The organism is Paenibacillus sp. FSL H3-0321 (assembly GCF_038002865.1).
Classification (GTDB): Bacteria; Bacillota; Bacilli; order Paenibacillales; family Paenibacillaceae; genus Paenibacillus_AQ.
The window spans coordinates 6,978,334-6,995,493 of the sequence record NZ_JBBODH010000001.1 but is presented as its reverse complement, the minus strand read 5'-3'; the positions used below and the strand labels follow the sequence as shown (position 1 = coordinate 6,995,493).

Sequence of the window (17,160 nt, the reverse complement as noted above, 5' to 3'; positions counted from 1 at the left end):
AAAGAACCCCGCCAGTGTGCGGCGGGGTCTAAGTTATAGCTTTATATTTTAAATTTCTCCACCAGTCCCTGAAGCGCTTTGGCACTTTGCGTGTTTTCATCGGCCATCGTCGCCTCATGGAATGTCTTCTCTACAATATCCGCCGTCTTCTCGGCGATATCCTGCACGCCGATTGCACCCTCGTTGACAGTAGCTGCCACCTCATTAACCGCAATCGCGATGCTTGATACCGTCTGGTCCAAGTGATCTGCTGACTCCTCGAACTGGTTCATGAGCGTGTTGATGATGGAGGCGTCACTGTTGTACTGCTCGCTGACCTCTGTCAGGCGCTCATAATCACCCAGCACATTATGGTCAATAAATGTAAGCATGGCTTCAGAATTCTCTTTCATCTGCTCTACAGAAGAGTATACATTCTTGACGACATCCTGAATTCCCGCTGCCGTTTCGGAGGATTTCTCAGCCAGCTTGCGGATTTCTCCCGCAACTACCGCAAATCCCCGCCCTGCTTCACCCGCGCGGGCAGCTTCAATCGCCGCATTTAAGGCGAGCAGATTGGTCTGGCTGGTAATCGACAGAATGGTATCTGCCAGGAGATTGATTTCATTGATCGCGCCGGACTGCTCAATCGCCTTCTCCATTTCGATACGCACCGATTCGTAAATCCGCTTGGCATTGTCCGTAGACTGCACGGCGTCATGCTGCAGCTCCAGTGCCCGCTCGATAATTTGGCTGGTCACTTCCGTCCCTTCCTTGACCTTTCCGGAGATCATTCGGACATTGTTCTCGATTTCATGAATCGCTGCTGTCATCTCTTCTGTTGAAGCTGCCGTCTCTTCCATACCTGCCGACAGCTGCTCCGTCGTGGCTGAATTGTCATGCGCATTCTCTCTGACATCAATGGACAGCTTCTCCAGCGTTTCCGCATTGTCCAGCACCTTCGTGGAGATGGTGATCAGGCTTTCAGCCATTTCCCGGAGCACAGCGCGGGTATGGAACATGGCTTTGGCAATGATTCCAGTTTCATCTTTGTTCTTCAACAGATACTCATACTGCGCATCGTATTTGAGTTCCAGCTTAGCGGTCTGGTTAATCATCTCTGTCAGCTTTATGATCGGGGAAGAAATTCTGCCGGCGACAAGCAGTCCAATGATCAGAGTCAGCAGCAGACTCCCCAGACCCAGCAGGATAATATAATGCGTCATATTGTCTACAGGCTGCATGACCTCCCCGACATCACCAGTCAGCACCAGTGTCCAGTTCGTTTCGGGAATGACGGTATAAGCAGCTTTTTTCTCCGCGTCACCTATGCTGTACTGCACTTTGCCGTCTTCAACCTTCTCTCCGGCTTTCACACGTTCCACAACAGCCTTGATCTGATCATTCTCGACAGGCAATCCAATCTTCGTCTCATCGGGATGATACAGCATATTTCCGGTCTCATCTACCAGATAGGCGTACGAGGAAGGCGCATTTGCCACATTGGCACCGGACAAGTATTTGATAATACTGTTCGCATTGACAGCTGAGGCGACAAAGCCGATCATTTGGCCGCCGCTGGTCACCGGTTGCACAAACGCTACAACGTAAGCCCCGGTGGCTTTTGATTTCAAAGTTTCACTGATGACGGGGGCGCCGGTCTCAATCACGCGCTTTGCATAACTTCTTTCGCTGAAATCCGTACCCACCAGCGCCGTGTCGCTATCTGCTACCGCAATCCCTTTCATATCGGATACAAATATATGCTCAAGATTGCCGGCATCCTTCACGATCCCTTGCAGCTTGGTGTTCACTTCGGCCTGCAGCGCATCTCCATCTGCTATGCCGCCGGTTTTGTTTTGTTGCAGCAGTTCAATAATTTCGGTCTGTCCGGCCACCAGAGCCATACTGCGTTTCTCTTTATCAATCATAGCCGCTATGGTCTCCGCTTTATTGGTGTTGACTTGCTTCATTGCAGATTCGGTAAGGCCCAGAATGGTGTTAGTGGATTTGTTATACGTGAAAGCCCCCATGATTACAGTAGAAAGCAGGGTAACGGCAATCATCATAACTGACAGCTTCATACGAATTTTCATTAATTTCTACGTCCTTTCATACTGGTCTTATAGTCCTGGTTATCTTCCTATTTCTATGTAATTTGTTACACTTATTATCGGTCTCCCTAAGAAAACAGTGAAGATTAGATGTAGAATTTCAGAAAATAATAGCGTATTTCGTCGAAAAAATAGTTTTTTAGTATCATTTTTATTGCTACTCAAAAAAAAGCAGGCCGGAAAGTTATTCCGCCTGCTTATCGTTATAATGCTTCTATGAGGAGATCGTCGTTTCCGTTGGAGATGTTGAGGTTGACTGTGCTACAGCATTTTCGGATTGCATGCGTCTCATCCTGCTGCGGATTACAAATCCTGAGCATGCGGCCAGAATCTGCTGGAAGAGCATCCCGGAAATGACCGGGAGCGCCACAGCGGGAGGGAAATATTTCACCGCCAGCACAGCCCCCGCGCTCAGGTTGCGCATCCCGGAGTTAAACTGCACGGCCACCGAATTTTCGTAATCCCAGTGAAGTCGGCGTGACACCAAGGCTCCAATCACATACCCAAGCACAACCGTTCCAAAGGTGACGAACAGGATCAGCGCGAGTTTGCCGTCCGGATGCTTTAAATACCGGGCAATACTTGCGCCGTTAATCGATACGACGATAAAAAGCCCCACTTTGACAAATGGAGCCAGCGGCGGACCGTACACTTTGCCGGCCGTTCCCTTTGTCCATTGATTCAGCAGCATCCCCGCCAGAGAAGGCAATACGACCATCCACAGCAGTCCCTTCATCATTTCCCCGAGCTGGATTTCCACGCTTGCCCCCATTAGCAGATGCAGTGTACCCGGTACGATCAGCGGTGACAGCAAGGTATCAATGAGAATCAGCGCCAGTGTAAGTGCCACATTGCCGCCGTGCATGGATACCCAGACCACGCTGACGACTCCAGTCGGAATAGCGAACAACAGTACATAACCCGTAACCGTATAGGGATCGCCCGGAAAAAAAGCCTTCGCCGCAACCCAGCCGATCAGCGGCATGACCACATGCAGAATGACCATCAGAATAATCAGCTTCTGCGGTTTGAGCAGTACGGCCAGCAAATCGCGAAAATTAGACTTGAGACTGCCAATCAGTGTCATGAAGGCAAATATCCACGGCACCAGCCAGGTAAAAGGCAGCAGCCTGCTCTCGTTCAGAACGCCAAACGCGATAGCAGCCGGTGTCAGCAGCGGCATTATTTTTTCCAGCAGCGTATTGGAACGCAGCAATCCATTCCTTATTTCATTGAGCATGTTCTTCTACCTTCATGTATGCAGCGGCATACAAGCCTTCTCCATAGATTTCACATTGCAGACTCTATTGAAATCTTAACAGATTCTCATGATTTCTCTGTCTGTTAATCATGGCAATTTGCAGAAAACTACGCCATGCTGTTCGCAATCCCCACGACAATCCAGGATAGAATCAGGATTACATTGCCCCATAACAGCAGTTTCTTGGGAGCTGCAAACCCTTTCCACTCCCCGTCTCTGAGACCCCAGGCATTACTGATAATTAAGGACAAGCCGTTAAAGGCGAGCCAGCCGACCACGGAGCCAAGCGGTCCCAGCAAAGCTGTCGCTTTGGCATAAAAGCCAAGTGCCAGAAACCAGACTAATGCGGTAGCCAAAGCTTTGACATAGGCGCTGCCTGCCCCCTTAGCGACATAATCCCTGTAAGTGCCGTTTTTGATCAGCAGGATGAGCGCATAGGCGAAGTTGGCAACAAAACCACCGGACAACGTAATTACCCAGGAAATAAGGCTGGCGCTGATCTTGGCCGTTCCGTCAGCAACGGCAATATCCACAGCCTGATTCGCATAGGAGAAGCCGATATTCATCGCTGCCGAACCCAGACCGGCAACCGAAGCTATAATCAATCCTCTGGTAAGGCTGCTGCCGGAGCTTGTCCCTTGACCGGAAGCGGTAATCAGCTTTTCCTTGAGCAGACCCGCCTTAGTAATGACTGCAACCCCGCCCAGCATAATCGCCGCACCGATCAGAAGCACGGTGAAGGAACCCGCAGCAGGTATATTTCCAAAGATAAACAGCGGAATTAATGAGCCCAGGGAAGCCGATATGCCCATGTTTACCCCGTAAGTGAGCGAAACCCCGATGGAGTCAATCGCTTTGCCGAACATTATGGAGCTGATCCCCCACAGAAAACCGCAAAAAGAAGCGGTCCACAGCACATCAGGGGAGGTCTGCCGGATGTAGCTGAAGAAGTTAGGCACCTCGATCCATGTCCAGACCACCGGAATGATCAGAATCCCTACCAGAGAGAAGATCGTCCAGAAGGCCTCCCAGGAGAACGGCTGATATTTCTTCATGCCGAGTCCAAAGCTGCCCTGGAAAAAACAAGCCAACAGCAGTAGTAAAAATCCGTAAATCACGTTGTAATCCTCCCGAACTTTGTCTATGTAGTTAAGCTGCAGAATATCTCTGCATTAATAGTGCACATGATGATGATTATACATGAAAGTTTTCATTGTGGGATGAAATTCACAAGAAATATCTCACGCCGCTCTATCAAACCAGCAACAAAAATAGACCGCAGCTGGAATGCCGCGGTCCTGTCTGCTGCAGAGCTGCCGAACCGGCTCTTCCAAGCTGAATCCGGTTCGTCGCAGCTCTCTATAAGCCTTGCGGAAACAAAGCGTCCAGCGCCGGGCAAGGCTGCTTCTCCAGAAACTGCGAGAGCGGCTCAGGCATGTTACTGTACAGCTCGTTCAACGAGGTTCCCTGATAAATGTTGCCAATGATTACCGGGTGGCAAAGCTCGGAGATCAGAATATCGCCGTTGCCATGCAGGTGCAGCTGTTTCTTGCCTTCTATGCAATGCGGGAAATATACCCCAGGCTGCTCCTGGAAACCAAGTGCTTCCATAAAGCGGTCCATACAGGTGAAGTAGAGCGTTGTATCTTCTTTTTTGCGTTCAATCAGCTCATTCACGGCATTCTTCAGCTGTTCGCGGGCAGCAATGGCTTTCCAGCCGGTATGGCCCATGATGATGCTGTTCTGAATTTCGTGCGTTCTAACACCCATAGAGTAGACATGATCGCTGATTTCTTTCATATTGTCTTGTGTTTCATTGAACAGCAGCGTTTCCAGCACGACGTCCACACTTGTCTTGGCGAACATCGTGATGTTCTCTCTGATTTTGTCATAGACGCTTGGATGAATGTTGTAATAACGGGAGAAGGCATCTGCTGTCGTAAAGTTGAACGAGATATGTATCGTAGTCAGCCCGGCAGACACCAGTTGCTCGATGCGCTCCGCATTCAGCAGACTGCCGTTGGAGTTCAATTGGGTCTGGATGCCCCGGGAAGCGCAATAGGATACAATTTCAACGCAGTCCTGAAACTTCAAGGTCACTTCACCGCCGGAGAGGCGGACACGCTTCAGCCCGGGAAGCTCCTCCAGAATCCTGATAACCTCCTTGCCATTGATACTCTGTCCGTCGTTTCTATTATATGCACAGCAGTAATCACAGCGGAAATTGCAGTTCGAGGTCACGCCAACCTCCAAACCTTCCAGTTCATACGTCAGCGGTTTGTTCAGCTCCAGTGATTTATATTTCATGCTCATGTTTGATAAGCCTCCTGAAAATAAGATATCCTGCTCAAGGGTCAACCTTAGAGATTATAAAGGTTTGCAGCTCAAGTTAATGTGATATTTGTTGTATAAAGAACACAATCTGCATTGCTGCCTTCCCTGGAATTCGCAAGAAGAGGCTGCCCGGTGGGCAGCCTCTAGTTCCAAACCGACTATACATTCATCTTCAACCTTCAGATCCAATCTATGATTTCCGGCAACTCTACCGTTCTATAACTCTACCGATTTGCTCATCTCATTCCAAACAGGCTGTCCGATCAGTCCAAGCCGCCAGATGGCGATACCTTTGAGGCCATACCGTTTGGCCAGTCCAATTTTGGCGTTGACGGACGTTGCATTCTCACTGTATACCGAGATACCGAGCACCAGCTTGCTTTTATCCACCTGCTGCAGGGCCAGACGAATGCCTTCATCCACTTTATTCATCGGCTCCGGACCTGACTCATCCTCATACGCATAAGCCATAATCACCAAATCATCGGCCAGCGATGCCAGCGTCTTATAATCATACCCTTTGTAGGAGCCGTTCAGCGGGGGAAGAATAACGGTCAGCTTAAGACCTGCCGCCCGCGCCATTACGGATAATTTTTTGACAAAAACATTATATTGGCTCTGTACCAGCTTCTTGTCGCCAGTCATCCCCAGCCCTTCCAGATCAAGCCCGATTCCCTTAAAGCCTTTTTGTGAAGCCAAATCAACAATGCTGGTAATCGTCTTCTGCTGAAGCTCAAGATCTTCCATATTCTTGGTCAGCTCCAGCTCTTTGTCCCCGGAATAAACCATCAGGTAAGGCGTGGTTCCTCCGGCAGCGGCATTCTGGACGATGGACTCTGGTGTCACATCGCCGTCAGCCTTCGGCCACCAGAAATCCGTACTGGCCGTAGTGAATTGTCCGCTGCGGTCGATCCGGCTCCAACCAAAGGCGACCGCGCTAAAATCAGGAATACGTGAAACCTCGCTATAGGCTCCCTGCGCATAAAATCCAAGCGTATACATATCCTTCTTCGGCGAAGTGATCGATACAGTCTTGCTCGCCTGATTCCAGGATACCGCTGCGCCAAATTGCTGGCCAAAGAAGCTGAGCGGGATCATCGTGGTGCCCCGGATATTTTGCGGAGCTACAGCCAGCTTCACGGTTGCGCCGTTCACCGCTGCATTTTTGCTGCCGAGTGTAAGGATAACCTTAGTGGTCCCGGCGGCACCGCTTGTGGTTGCTGTGATTTTACTTGCGGCCTGGTCCCATACCACCGGAATTCCCAAAGCTTCCGCGATCGCCCGGAATGGCACCAGCGTGGTTCCGCTCATCACCGCAGGTTCAACCGGAAAAGGCAGCGGATATCCGTCCAGCATAATGCTGACACCCGCCGGGGCAGCCTGTGTCGGCTGAGCAGGCAAAGCGGCAAAGCTGCTTACAGAGATTGCTGCACATAATAGCAGCTTCGTTAAGCGTTTCATGTATAAAATCTCCATTCTATGATAGGATGTCAAGTCTCTCAAACCTAGTTCAGTTCCGTCTACCATTTTACCAAAATAGTTATTTTTAGCAAATTAATAGATTGTAACTATCACATAAACGCGCTCAAAAAGACGCCGACGGCCCGTTCCGCATCCACATCAACGGCGACCTCTATGAATTCACCCGCTTTGGGCTGTGCCCGCAAATCGGCAACGACCATTCCGGCGGTATGCTCACCCCGGGTCTCCACGCGGACCTTCATCTGGCGGCAGGTCAGCAGGTCCGGCTGCAGCGCGGCCATCAGCGCCAGCGGATCATGCAGCGGTGCTCCACCTATCAGATAATTCGCTTCGCGGTAGAAATTAAAATAATACTTCAAGGATTCGTCCATGAAGTCAATCAGGGCTTTGTTCTCTTCCTTGCCGAACTGCCTCAGAAGCTCCAGATGCTCTGTGGTGATGAGCGTCTTCAGCGTAACATCCAGCCCGACCAGCAGCACGGGAAGCCCGGAGGTGAATACACGGTCGGCCGCTTCCGGATCTCCCCACAGGTTTGCTTCCGCAACCGCTGTAACATTGCCGGGCTTAAAGACGGTACCGCCCATGGCGACTACTTTCTTGAGTTTCCCGGTTAGAGCCGGGTCCAGATCAAGCGCCAGCGACAGGTTGGTCAACCGTCCCAGCGTTACGAGTATAATCTCGCCGGGATTCTCATCCGCCAGGCGGACTATAAATTCGGCTGCTGTTTCCAGCACCGGCAGCTGAGACGATGGAGGCAGCTGAACACCGCCAATCCCGTTCTCACCGTGCACATGGGTCGAGAAGCCGCCCAGCTCGCGGACGAGCGCTTGGGACGCGCCAAGGGCTACGGGAATCTCATAACCGGGATTGGCCAAGGCCAGCAGCCTCAAAGTATTATCTGCCGCCTGAGCGACATCAATATTGCCGAATACAGTGGTGATTCCTTCCACAACCACATCTGGAGTCCGCAGGGCATATAATATGGCCAATGCGTCGTCAATGCCGGTATCACAATCAATAATTATGCGGGTTTTACTCATCTCTATTTTTTCCACTCCCATTATGTATCCATATCATAGATTTCATCTTAACACGGGTATCCCAAGTGCTCAATGCCAGGACAGGTCAATGGGAACTGTAAAATGAAAGAGTATCAGCAGGCGCAAAAAAGCCCGACGTATCCCCTGAACATGGCAGTGTTCAAAAGAGATACGTCGGGCTTATGAGTAACAGCTTAAATCCCCTTATTTTACATAAGGTGCTGCAGCCTGACTGAAACGCTCCAGTGCTTCGGCCAGAATGGAACGCGGGCAAGCCAGATTAATCCGCAGATGGCCTTGTCCCTCCGTACCAAAGACTGACCCTTCGTTAAATGCCACTTTGGCTTCACGGTACATCAGCTTCTTCAGACCCTCAGCGTCCAGTCCAAGTGCGCGGCAATCGATCCACAGCAGATAAGTGGCCTCTGGCGTCATTGGCTTCACCTGCGGCAGGTGCTCCGCGAGGTAGCCGATGGCATATTCCGCATTGCCGCTGACATGCTGTATGAGTTCATCCAGCCATTCCCCGCCTTCATTATATGCCGCTTCCACAGCCTCTGGTGTAAAATAAGGAGACATGTGCAGGCTGAGCGCCTTAAGCTTGTACTCAAATTTCCGCTTCAATTCCGGATTGGAGGTTACGATGTAAGAGGTCTGCAGGCCCGGCAAATTGAACGTTTTGGTAGCTGCCAGCGTGGTCAGTGTAATATTCGACAGCTCCTCCGACAAGGAAGCGAACGGAATATGCTTGTGGCCCGGCAAAGCCATATCACAATGGATTTCATCCGAGATCACCGTTACCCCATACTGCAGGCACAACTCTCCAAGGCGCAGCAGTTCTTCCCGCTCCCACACCCGGCCTCCCGGATTATGCGGGCTGCACAGCAGCAGCAGCTTAGCGCCGCCGGCCATCAGCTCTTCCAGTTGGACATAATCCATAACATAACGGCCGTCTTCGAGTTTCAGCGGATTAATGGCCACCTTGCGCTCATTCATCCGGATCACATCATAAAAAGGATAGTAGACGGGCGACTGCAGAATCACCTGATCTCCCGGCTTGCTGAACAGCTCCACCGACAGGCTGAGCGAGGTAACGATTCCGGGGGAATCCGTGATCCAGTCCTTTTGAATCGCCCAGTCATGGCGTCTGCGGTACCAGCCGGCAATCGCTTCTTTATAGGAATCACTCGTCACGCTATAGCCGTATATTCCCTCCTGAACGCGCCGCAGAATCGCTTCTTTCACGGCAGGCGGGCTCTCAAAGTCCATATCCGCTACCCAGAGCGGAAGAATCTCCTTGTCTCCGAACAGCTTCTCGGACTGATCCCATTTGTAGGAGCGGGTATTGCGGCGGTTAACTACTTTGTCAAAATCATACTTCAAGTGAGGTTCCTCCATCCATTATGGCTTTTCAGATTATTGTATCACAGGGGACATCTTCAGGCACCTCTCGCATTAATTCCTATCCAACAAGTGGAAACGGCTTCGCCGTCCTCAAAAGGACGGTATCCGTTTCAGCGAGAAATAGAAGGATAATTTATAGCGTGAAGCATATAAAATCTTATATTTCAAAAAAGGCCAACCGGATTCCTCCGATTGACCTTCAACTTCTACTGCTCCACCGGAACCCGCTGGATCGACTTCCCTACCTGCTTCAGAATCTCCGCCATCGAAGCCGCATCATTCACATCATAATCGTCAATGTTCAGGCGCAGCACCGGGCAGGCGCTGAACTCACCAATCCACTGCGAATAACGTCCGTGCATATGCTCCCAGTAGGAGACATCGGTCTGGATTTCCATCTCGCGGCCACGTTCATTGATGCGGGTCAGGATCGACGGCAGGCTGCCTTCAATATAGATCAGCACGTCAGGATGCGGGAAATAGGGCGTCATCACCATAGCCTCGTACAGGCTGGTGTATGTTTCGTAGTCCGTTTTGGACATCGTGCCCTGATCGGCATGCATTTTGGCGAAAATACCGGTGTCCTCATAAATAGAACGGTCCTGCACAAATCCGCCGCCCAGCTCGAACATTTTCTTCTGCTCCTTGAAGCGTTCGGCCAGAAAGTAAATTTGCAGATGAAAGCTCCATCGTTCAAAATCATGGTAGAACTTCTCCAGATACGGATTGTGGTCTACCTGTTCCAGCGAAGTCTGAAAATTGAGACGCTTCGCCAAAGCTCCGGTCAGTGTGGACTTCCCGACACCTACCGTACCGGCTACTGTGATAATTGCGTTATCAGGGATGTTGTATGGGTTCATTTCATAAGCTCCTTTAGGTGGTCGGCGATTGCGGCAAAGTCTTCTTGATTCCCCACAAAATCTACCTGGGTTCCGTCGATGGTCACAATGACGGTTGACGGTTCGCTGACGGCCAGAGAAGCCATCGCATCGTCGTAATCCTCTATTAATTGCTGCAGATAAGCAGGAGCAATCTCCTCTTCGAACGGGCGGCCGCGCTTGGCGATTCTGGTAAGCAGCGTATCAAGATCCGCTCTGATATAAAGAATGATATCCGGTTTCGGCAGATCATCAGTCAGCACATGATAGATTTCGCGGTATTTGTCACGTTTGGTGCCTTTCAGCGTCCGCTCGCCAAAGATCAGGTTCTTATAAATATGATAATCCGAAATAACCGGCTTGTTCTTAGCGATGTACTCGTTCACGGTATCTTCAAGCTGCTTATACCGGTTGCAGAGAAAAAACATTTCAAGCTGGAAGCTCCAGTCGTCCATGTTTTGATAGAACTTGTCCAGGAACGGATTCTCATCCACAATTTCTTTGATGACCGGAAGCTGCAATTCACCGGCCAGCATCGTGGCAAGTGTTGTTTTACCGGCTCCGATCGGGCCTTCCACTGCTATAAAGGGTGCATGTTTCATTAACGCTGATTTCCTCCTCAAGTACGGACAATGCCGGGTACAGCTTGCTGTGATTATTCCATTAAAAAACAGACTAAGCTATTGTATCACAGGAGAGCTTTCTGTGAACGGATGAATTCGTGATTTTTTTTGCAGGCGCTGCTCCAGCAAAGGCCGTATCCGCTTCAGACTTAGCGGATACGGCCTTTTGATTGATATTGCCTTACTCTTCCCGAACAATCGTGAGGTATTAGATTGGTTAGGAAACTTTTTTACCAGTCCTTGCGTCTAACCTTACAGGTTGTTTTATTTCCTATATAAGTCAATTACGCAAATTGTCGAGGAGGATTTCCGTGAAAAAATGGACGATGACTTTATGCTTGTTGCTGAGCTTAACCGCTTCAACGGCTTCAATACATGCATCCGCTGCCGGGACCGCCGAAACTGCTGCCACAACCGCCGCAGCAAAAGTGCAGGCAACTGCCGGCATTAAGTCTTATGGACCAGAATACCTGATTAAAAATGACGGAAGCCTTTGGATATGGGGTGGCACTAAATCGGTGCCTACTCTGCTTCCGGGGCTGAAGGATGTACAAGCCGCCTATGGGTTTGGCCTACAGGCCGGAGGACTGGCTGTCACAAGGGATAATGCCGTGTGGCGGTGGCAGACCAATCCTAAGACTCTGGCGGTGGAAGTCACTCCTGTGCAGGAACTGACCAAGGTAACAGCGCTTTCTACGCTTTGGAGCCGTTACATAGCTATAGATGGAAATGGCGCGGTATTCAGCTCTCCCCGAGTATCAGACGAAGACAAATCTCCCCTCTATACAGTTGTTCCCGGCATAGATAATGTCGCTGCGGTGAATGGTTATAATGAATGGGATGGAAACAAAGGCTGGGAACGTATCAACTTCCTGAAAAAAGATGGCACTGTATGGACCTCCCGCGATGAGCTGTCCACCTTTGAGCCTGTCCAGAATTTGACCGGTATCCTCCAGCTGACGCAGCAATATGCGCTTAAAAAAGACGGTACACTTTGGACCTGGCCTATACAGTCCTATGACTCCGCTAATTCCGGAAAGCCCTTTCCGTCTGTCCTATCCGCTTCTCGGGTGAGCGGATTGACAGATATCCGCTCGATCCATGGCAACTCGCGGACCATGCTGGCCGTCGATGCTCAATCACGCCTATGGTTCTGGGGTTCCACCGTAACGGGCTGGTCCGACGGAACCACTTATCATGAGCAGAAAGTCCCCGTGTGCCTTACAGGCATCAAGAACGTGACTGGTGCCTACTTCATGGAACGCTCAATCGTCGCCCTGACTGCAGATGGCAAAGCTTACACGGCCTCCCTTGAAGGCGACTCCATGTCAGCGGATGCGAAATTCACTCTCCTTGCCTCTGATATCACATCTATACAGGAAGGTGAGCGTCATCTTATTTTGCAAAAAAAGGACGGGGCCCTCTTGGGCTGGGGCGTCAACAAAGACGGACAGCTGGGGTATGGTGAGTATGAGTTCAGCTATAAAACTCCCGTTCCCGTACAGAAGCCGATTGCAGTATCCTTGAACGGCGAAAGGGTTACTCTAACGAACGGTGTAATTACCCGGGGCGGGCAGAACTTTATTCCACTCCGTTCATTGTTTGACAAGATGGGGGCCAATGTCTCTTACAAAGAAGATACGAAGAGTGTCCCTTCAGGCAAAGCAGGAGGCACAACAACCACTGTGGATAAAAAAGTGACGATTACCCGCGCCGCTGGCGATAAACCCGCCATCTCGATCACGATCAATTCTGTTACAGGGGCTACGACCGTGAATAACAAAACGGTAACTCTTGAGACCCCGCCGTTTGTCGTATACGGGACGATCTACCTGCCGCTGCGCTTCATCAGCGAACAGCTTGGTGCATCTGTCAACTGGATGCCGCAGGAAGAGGAGATTGCAATCACTTACAAATAGATCTCCACAGTCCCCGGCTTATCCAATAGCCGATCTAAAGCAGAAAGCGGGCCTCCGCTCCACGTTTCGTGGAAGCGGGGTCCGCTTTTTCCTGGGGTTTATCAATTCAGGATTTCCTCTACTTGTAATGTTAAGATCGCCAGTCAGTCTTAGCAACAATAACGGGCAAAGCTCCCGGTATTATTGTATAAACAATCCTCTTCAAAACCTTTGCGGGAATTTCTGCCGCTAATTTGAGCCGTTTCACTCAATCGGGCCATTTGGTTAAATAAGGCGGGAGAAATTCCCGTTAGTTACTCAGATTCCGGCAGTATTATCTATTTAGCGGGCGCAATTCCCGTTACGAATTTCTGAGTTGTCCGGCGGGACGGCAACAAATTACTTACCGCTCAAGACCGGCAGTAGCATCCATTAACATCCATTAACATCCGTCATCATCCATCAACATACGTCACGCTGCTCACATTGCGCTGCCCGCCTTAGGTTAACCGCTCTCCAAACCGTGCAGATCTGGTCACCAGGGAATGGTTCAGCCTGCGTCTCAGGCCCGTTAACCACTCCGGTTCATGCTCCCATTGTTCAGCAGTGGACCTTAAAACTCTGGCATACCCGTACAAATCGGCGAACCGTCTGCACGCCGCCATAGAGGGGCCGTCTTCGGGAAGACTAAACTGGCTGCGGTACCCTTCCATAAAGCGCTCTTTCTTCAGTCCAAACTCTTCAGGATCAATCTCCTCTACCAGGCTGTCCAGCGACTGCTCGATATCCACAGCATACCAATGATACATGCAGTCATCAAAATCTATCGCGCTGATGGTGTCACTAGCTTCATCATAAAACACATTGTCCAGTTCAAAGTCATAATGGATCAGCCCGTAATTGGCTGGTGTAACCGGGAGCTTGCTGAAATACTCGGCAAGCTCCCGAGCTTCCGCCAACGCCGCCGTTTCCTGCGGAAACGCCTTTAACACATCCACGGTCCAATCCAGCACATCGCGGTACGACCCTCTCTTGATTTGTACAGGGCTATACGTGCTGGACAGCTGATGCAGCTTGCCCAAGGCCTCGCCATACCTGAACATGACATGATCGCTTAAGCCGGCATCCTGCAGTTGAACTCCGGGTACACGCTTGAAGACAGAAGCATAATACTCTCCCCAGGGAGTCTTCGCCTCTACCAGCTCCTTTCCTTCCAGGGAGGGAACGGCCTCCAGCACGCCATATCCGCAGTCCTTCAGGTAGGAGATGAACTCCAGCTCAGCCAGCAAGTTTTCTATAAGTTTCTCCGACTGCGGGGCAAACCGCAGGAATTGCCCGTTCCCGGCACTTCTGAACGGATATATCGCATTGGAGGAGATTCGATAGTACTGGAACAAATGCAGCGACTCCGGATCATATGTCCAGTTCCCCAGCAGCATCTCCGCCAATCTTTCATTCGAGAATAAATATTTTAACTTCAGCATGCGTTGCAGCAGCTCCTTTTCAGTTCACAATTGGATTAAGTAATCAATTCCTTTTCACCGTCAATGTAATAGTAGATGGATTAGCCCGGCGTTTCATGCCGATCACTCCTTTCACGTTCAAGCTAGCTGGCTTCATTCCTCGATGTTACGCGAGTACTATGCTTAAGAGCAATGGATAAAACAGCTTTAACCATTCAGTACTTCCGCTTCCCCGTTAACCGCAACCAAAAAAAGGCGCCCCATCACCCATGAACACAGGTGGCGGAACGCCTCGTTATTATTATTAAGACAATCTGTTGCTGAAATCGCTATATTCAAACTCTCTGATCACCTTAAGGCCCTCTTCTTCGTTATACGAAGCAATGGCCGGCAGGTTCACACCGTTGAACATATGATTCTTCACCATGGAATAATGCGCCATGTCGAGGAAGACAAGCTTGTCGCCGTATTTCAGCGGCTCCGGGAATGAATAGTCCCCGATCACATCACCTGCCAGGCAGGTCATGCCGCCGAGTCTGTACGTATAGGCATGTTCTCCAGGCTCTCCGGCGCCGATAATGTTCGGACGGTACGGCATCGCCAGCACATCCGGCATATGGCATTCGGCCGAAGTATCCAAAATGGCTATATCCATTCCGTTATGCATCGTGTCCAGAACGGTAGCCACCAGGTATCCGGTATTGAGGGCAACCGCCTCACCGGGCTCCAGATAGATCTCGACATTATAGGTTTCCTTCATATGCAGGATGCAGCTGATCAGCTTCTCCAGATCATAATCGGGGCGGGTAATATGATGGCCGCCGCCGAAATTCAGCCATTTCATGCCATGCAGGTACTGTCCGAATTTCTCTTCCACGACCTTAAGCGTACGCTCCAGCGTATCCGAGTTTTGCTCGCACATCGTATGGAAATGCAGGCCATCAATACCCTCAAGCTCATCGGGCCGGAAGTTCGGCAAAGTTACGCCCATCCGGGAAAAATTGTAGCACGGATCATAGAGCGGCACTTCAATCTCGGAATATTCCGGATTGACACGGATGCCGCAGCTGATTCTCTTCGGAGCATTCTGCACCCGGTCCTTGAACCGGCTCCACTGATCAAACGAGTTGAACACAATGTGATCGGTATAACCGAGCAGCTCATCGAACTCGCGGTCCATATAAGCAGGCGCGTAGACATGCACCTCTTTGCCCATTTCTTCGAAGCCCAGCCGGGCTTCGAACAAGGAGCTGGAGGTCACGCCATGCAGGTACTGTCCGACAAGCGGGTACAGGGCATGCATGGAGAAGCCTTTTTGCGCAAGCAGAATTTTCGCACCACTACGTTCTTGCACGTAGTTCAGTGTCTCGAGGTTCTTCTTCAGCAGCCGTTCATCCACAAGGTAAGCGGGTGAAGGCAGCGAGCTGATATCGATATCTATATCCTTCATTACGTTACGCCCTAATCCAGCAGCGTTGGCGAGAAATCTTCTTGCCAAGGCAGCCCGTGTTTGTTCAGTGCATCCATGAATGGATCCGGATCGAATTCTTCTACGTTGTAGACGCCCGGTTTCTTCCAGATGCCTTTTATAATCAGCATAGCCCCGATCATTGCTGGAACGCCGGTGGTGTAGGAAATGGCTTGGGAGCCAACCTCTCTGTAGCATTCCTCATGATCGCAGACATTGTACACATAGTAAGTTTTTGGCTGGCCGTCTTTAGTGCCTTGAATGATGCAGCCAATGTTAGTTTTGCCTTTGGTTCTTGGTCCCAGGGATGCCGGGTCAGGCAGAATCGCCTTCAGGAACTGCAAAGGAATAATTTCTTTACCTTCATAAAGGATCGGCTCAATGGAAGTCATGCCCACATTCTCAAGCACCTTCAGGTGAGTGAGATAGTTCTGTGAGAAGGTCATCCAGAAACGGATTTTCTTCACACCCTTGATGTTGGCAGCCAGGGATTCCAGTTCTTCATGATACAGCAGGTAAATATCCTTGGGACCGATCTCCGGGAGATCGTAGACTTTTTTCTCGGACAGCGGTGCAGTTTCAATCCACTCGCCATTCTCAAAATAACGTCCGTTAGCCGTAATTTCGCGGATATTGATTTCAGGATTGAAGTTGGTGGCAAACGGATAACCGTGGTCGCCTGCGTTGGCATCAACAATATCAATCGTATGGATTTCGTCAAAATAATGCTTCTGCGCATAAGCCGTGAACACACCGGTTACACCAGGGTCAAAGCCGCTGCCGAGCAGCGCGGTAATTCCGGCTTTCTCGAATCTTTCTTTGTACGCCCACTGCCAGGAATACTCGAATTTAGCAGTATCCTGTGGTTCATAGTTGGCGGTATCCACATAATGCACTCCCGTTGCCAGACAAGCATCCATAATGGTCAGGTCCTGATATGGGAGAGCGACATTAATAACGACATCCGGCTGGAAGCTCTTGATCAGTTCAATGACCTCGTCCGTGTTATCTGCATCGAGCTGAGCAGTAGAAATCTTCGTCTGGCCTCCGGCCAATTTATCTTTCAGAGCATCACATTTCGCAAGGGTTCTGCTCGCGATACAGATCTCTTCAAATACATCCGGGTTCTGACAGCATTTATGCACAACAACACTTGCTACGCCGCCAGCGCCAATAATTAACGCTTTTCCCAAAATTAACAACCTCCCAAAAAAAG

At 50.3% G+C, this 17,160-nt stretch carries 13 protein-coding genes; 1 reads left to right on the top strand and 12 read right to left on the bottom strand.

Going from position 1 to position 17,160, the window contains the following annotated elements; all coding sequences use genetic code 11:
• Positions 1–41: 41 nt before the first annotated feature.
• The 9 genes from MHI45_RS30750 to MHI45_RS30710 all read right to left on the bottom strand — a co-directional run bounded on the left by MHI45_RS30750 (position 42) and on the right by MHI45_RS30710 (position 11,094).
• Complete coding sequence (locus tag MHI45_RS30750) at positions 42–2,075, bottom strand: methyl-accepting chemotaxis protein (RefSeq protein WP_076112234.1); 2,034 nt, start codon at positions 2,073–2,075, stop codon at positions 42–44.
• A gap of 232 nt (positions 2,076–2,307) precedes the next feature.
• Entirely contained in the window at positions 2,308–3,333 is a 1,026-nt protein-coding gene (locus MHI45_RS30745; protein ID WP_076112232.1) for a bile acid:sodium symporter family protein, read from the bottom strand.
• Between the two features lie 128 nt (positions 3,334–3,461).
• Complete coding sequence (locus tag MHI45_RS30740; protein ID WP_076112230.1) at positions 3,462–4,472, bottom strand: L-rhamnose/proton symporter RhaT; 1,011 nt, start codon at positions 4,470–4,472, stop codon at positions 3,462–3,464.
• 241 nt (positions 4,473–4,713) lie between these two features.
• Complete coding sequence (locus MHI45_RS30735; protein WP_076112229.1) at positions 4,714–5,667, bottom strand: radical SAM protein; 954 nt, start codon at positions 5,665–5,667, stop codon at positions 4,714–4,716.
• 237 nt (positions 5,668–5,904) lie between these two features.
• Positions 5,905–7,149: a stalk domain-containing protein gene (locus tag MHI45_RS30730; RefSeq protein ID WP_076112227.1), complete on the bottom strand. Its 1,245-nt coding sequence runs from the start codon at positions 7,147–7,149 to the stop codon at positions 5,905–5,907.
• A gap of 110 nt (positions 7,150–7,259) precedes the next feature.
• Positions 7,260–8,210 carry a nucleoside hydrolase gene (locus MHI45_RS30725; protein WP_076112226.1) on the bottom strand — a complete coding sequence of 317 codons (951 nt, stop codon included), beginning with the start codon at positions 8,208–8,210 and terminating at the stop codon, positions 7,260–7,262.
• A gap of 204 nt (positions 8,211–8,414) precedes the next feature.
• Positions 8,415–9,593 carry a MalY/PatB family protein gene (locus tag MHI45_RS30720; protein WP_076112224.1) on the bottom strand — a complete coding sequence of 393 codons (1,179 nt, stop codon included), beginning with the start codon at positions 9,591–9,593 and terminating at the stop codon, positions 8,415–8,417.
• Positions 9,594–9,820: 227 nt separating this feature from the next.
• Positions 9,821–10,474, bottom strand: coding sequence for a deoxynucleoside kinase (locus tag MHI45_RS30715; protein WP_076112223.1), 654 nt, complete (start codon positions 10,472–10,474; stop codon positions 9,821–9,823).
• Positions 10,471–11,094: a deoxynucleoside kinase gene (locus MHI45_RS30710; protein ID WP_076112221.1), complete on the bottom strand. Its 624-nt coding sequence runs from the start codon at positions 11,092–11,094 to the stop codon at positions 10,471–10,473. Before MHI45_RS30710 ends, MHI45_RS30715 begins: the two co-directional genes overlap by 4 nt.
• Before the next feature lie 332 nt (positions 11,095–11,426).
• On the opposite strand from MHI45_RS30710, the gene MHI45_RS30705 reads away from it, so the two are divergent.
• Positions 11,427–13,034 (top strand): stalk domain-containing protein, encoded by a 1,608-nt coding sequence (locus tag MHI45_RS30705; protein ID WP_083675747.1) that lies wholly within the window; start codon positions 11,427–11,429, stop codon positions 13,032–13,034.
• A 479-nt stretch (positions 13,035–13,513) separates the two neighbouring features.
• On the opposite strand, the gene MHI45_RS30700 is transcribed toward MHI45_RS30705, so the two are convergent.
• The 3 genes from MHI45_RS30700 to MHI45_RS30690 all read right to left on the bottom strand — a co-directional run bounded on the left by MHI45_RS30700 (position 13,514) and on the right by MHI45_RS30690 (position 17,137).
• Positions 13,514–14,497, bottom strand: a complete 984-nt coding sequence (locus MHI45_RS30700; RefSeq protein ID WP_076112220.1) for a phosphotransferase enzyme family protein — start codon at positions 14,495–14,497, stop codon at positions 13,514–13,516.
• Positions 14,498–14,780: 283 nt separating this feature from the next.
• Positions 14,781–15,917: a carboxynorspermidine decarboxylase gene (gene nspC, locus MHI45_RS30695; RefSeq protein ID WP_179091793.1), complete on the bottom strand. Its 1,137-nt coding sequence runs from the start codon at positions 15,915–15,917 to the stop codon at positions 14,781–14,783.
• 20 nt (positions 15,918–15,937) lie between these two features.
• Positions 15,938–17,137 (bottom strand): saccharopine dehydrogenase family protein, encoded by a 1,200-nt coding sequence (locus MHI45_RS30690; protein ID WP_076112218.1) that lies wholly within the window; start codon positions 17,135–17,137, stop codon positions 15,938–15,940.
• Positions 17,138–17,160: the final 23 nt, after the last annotated feature.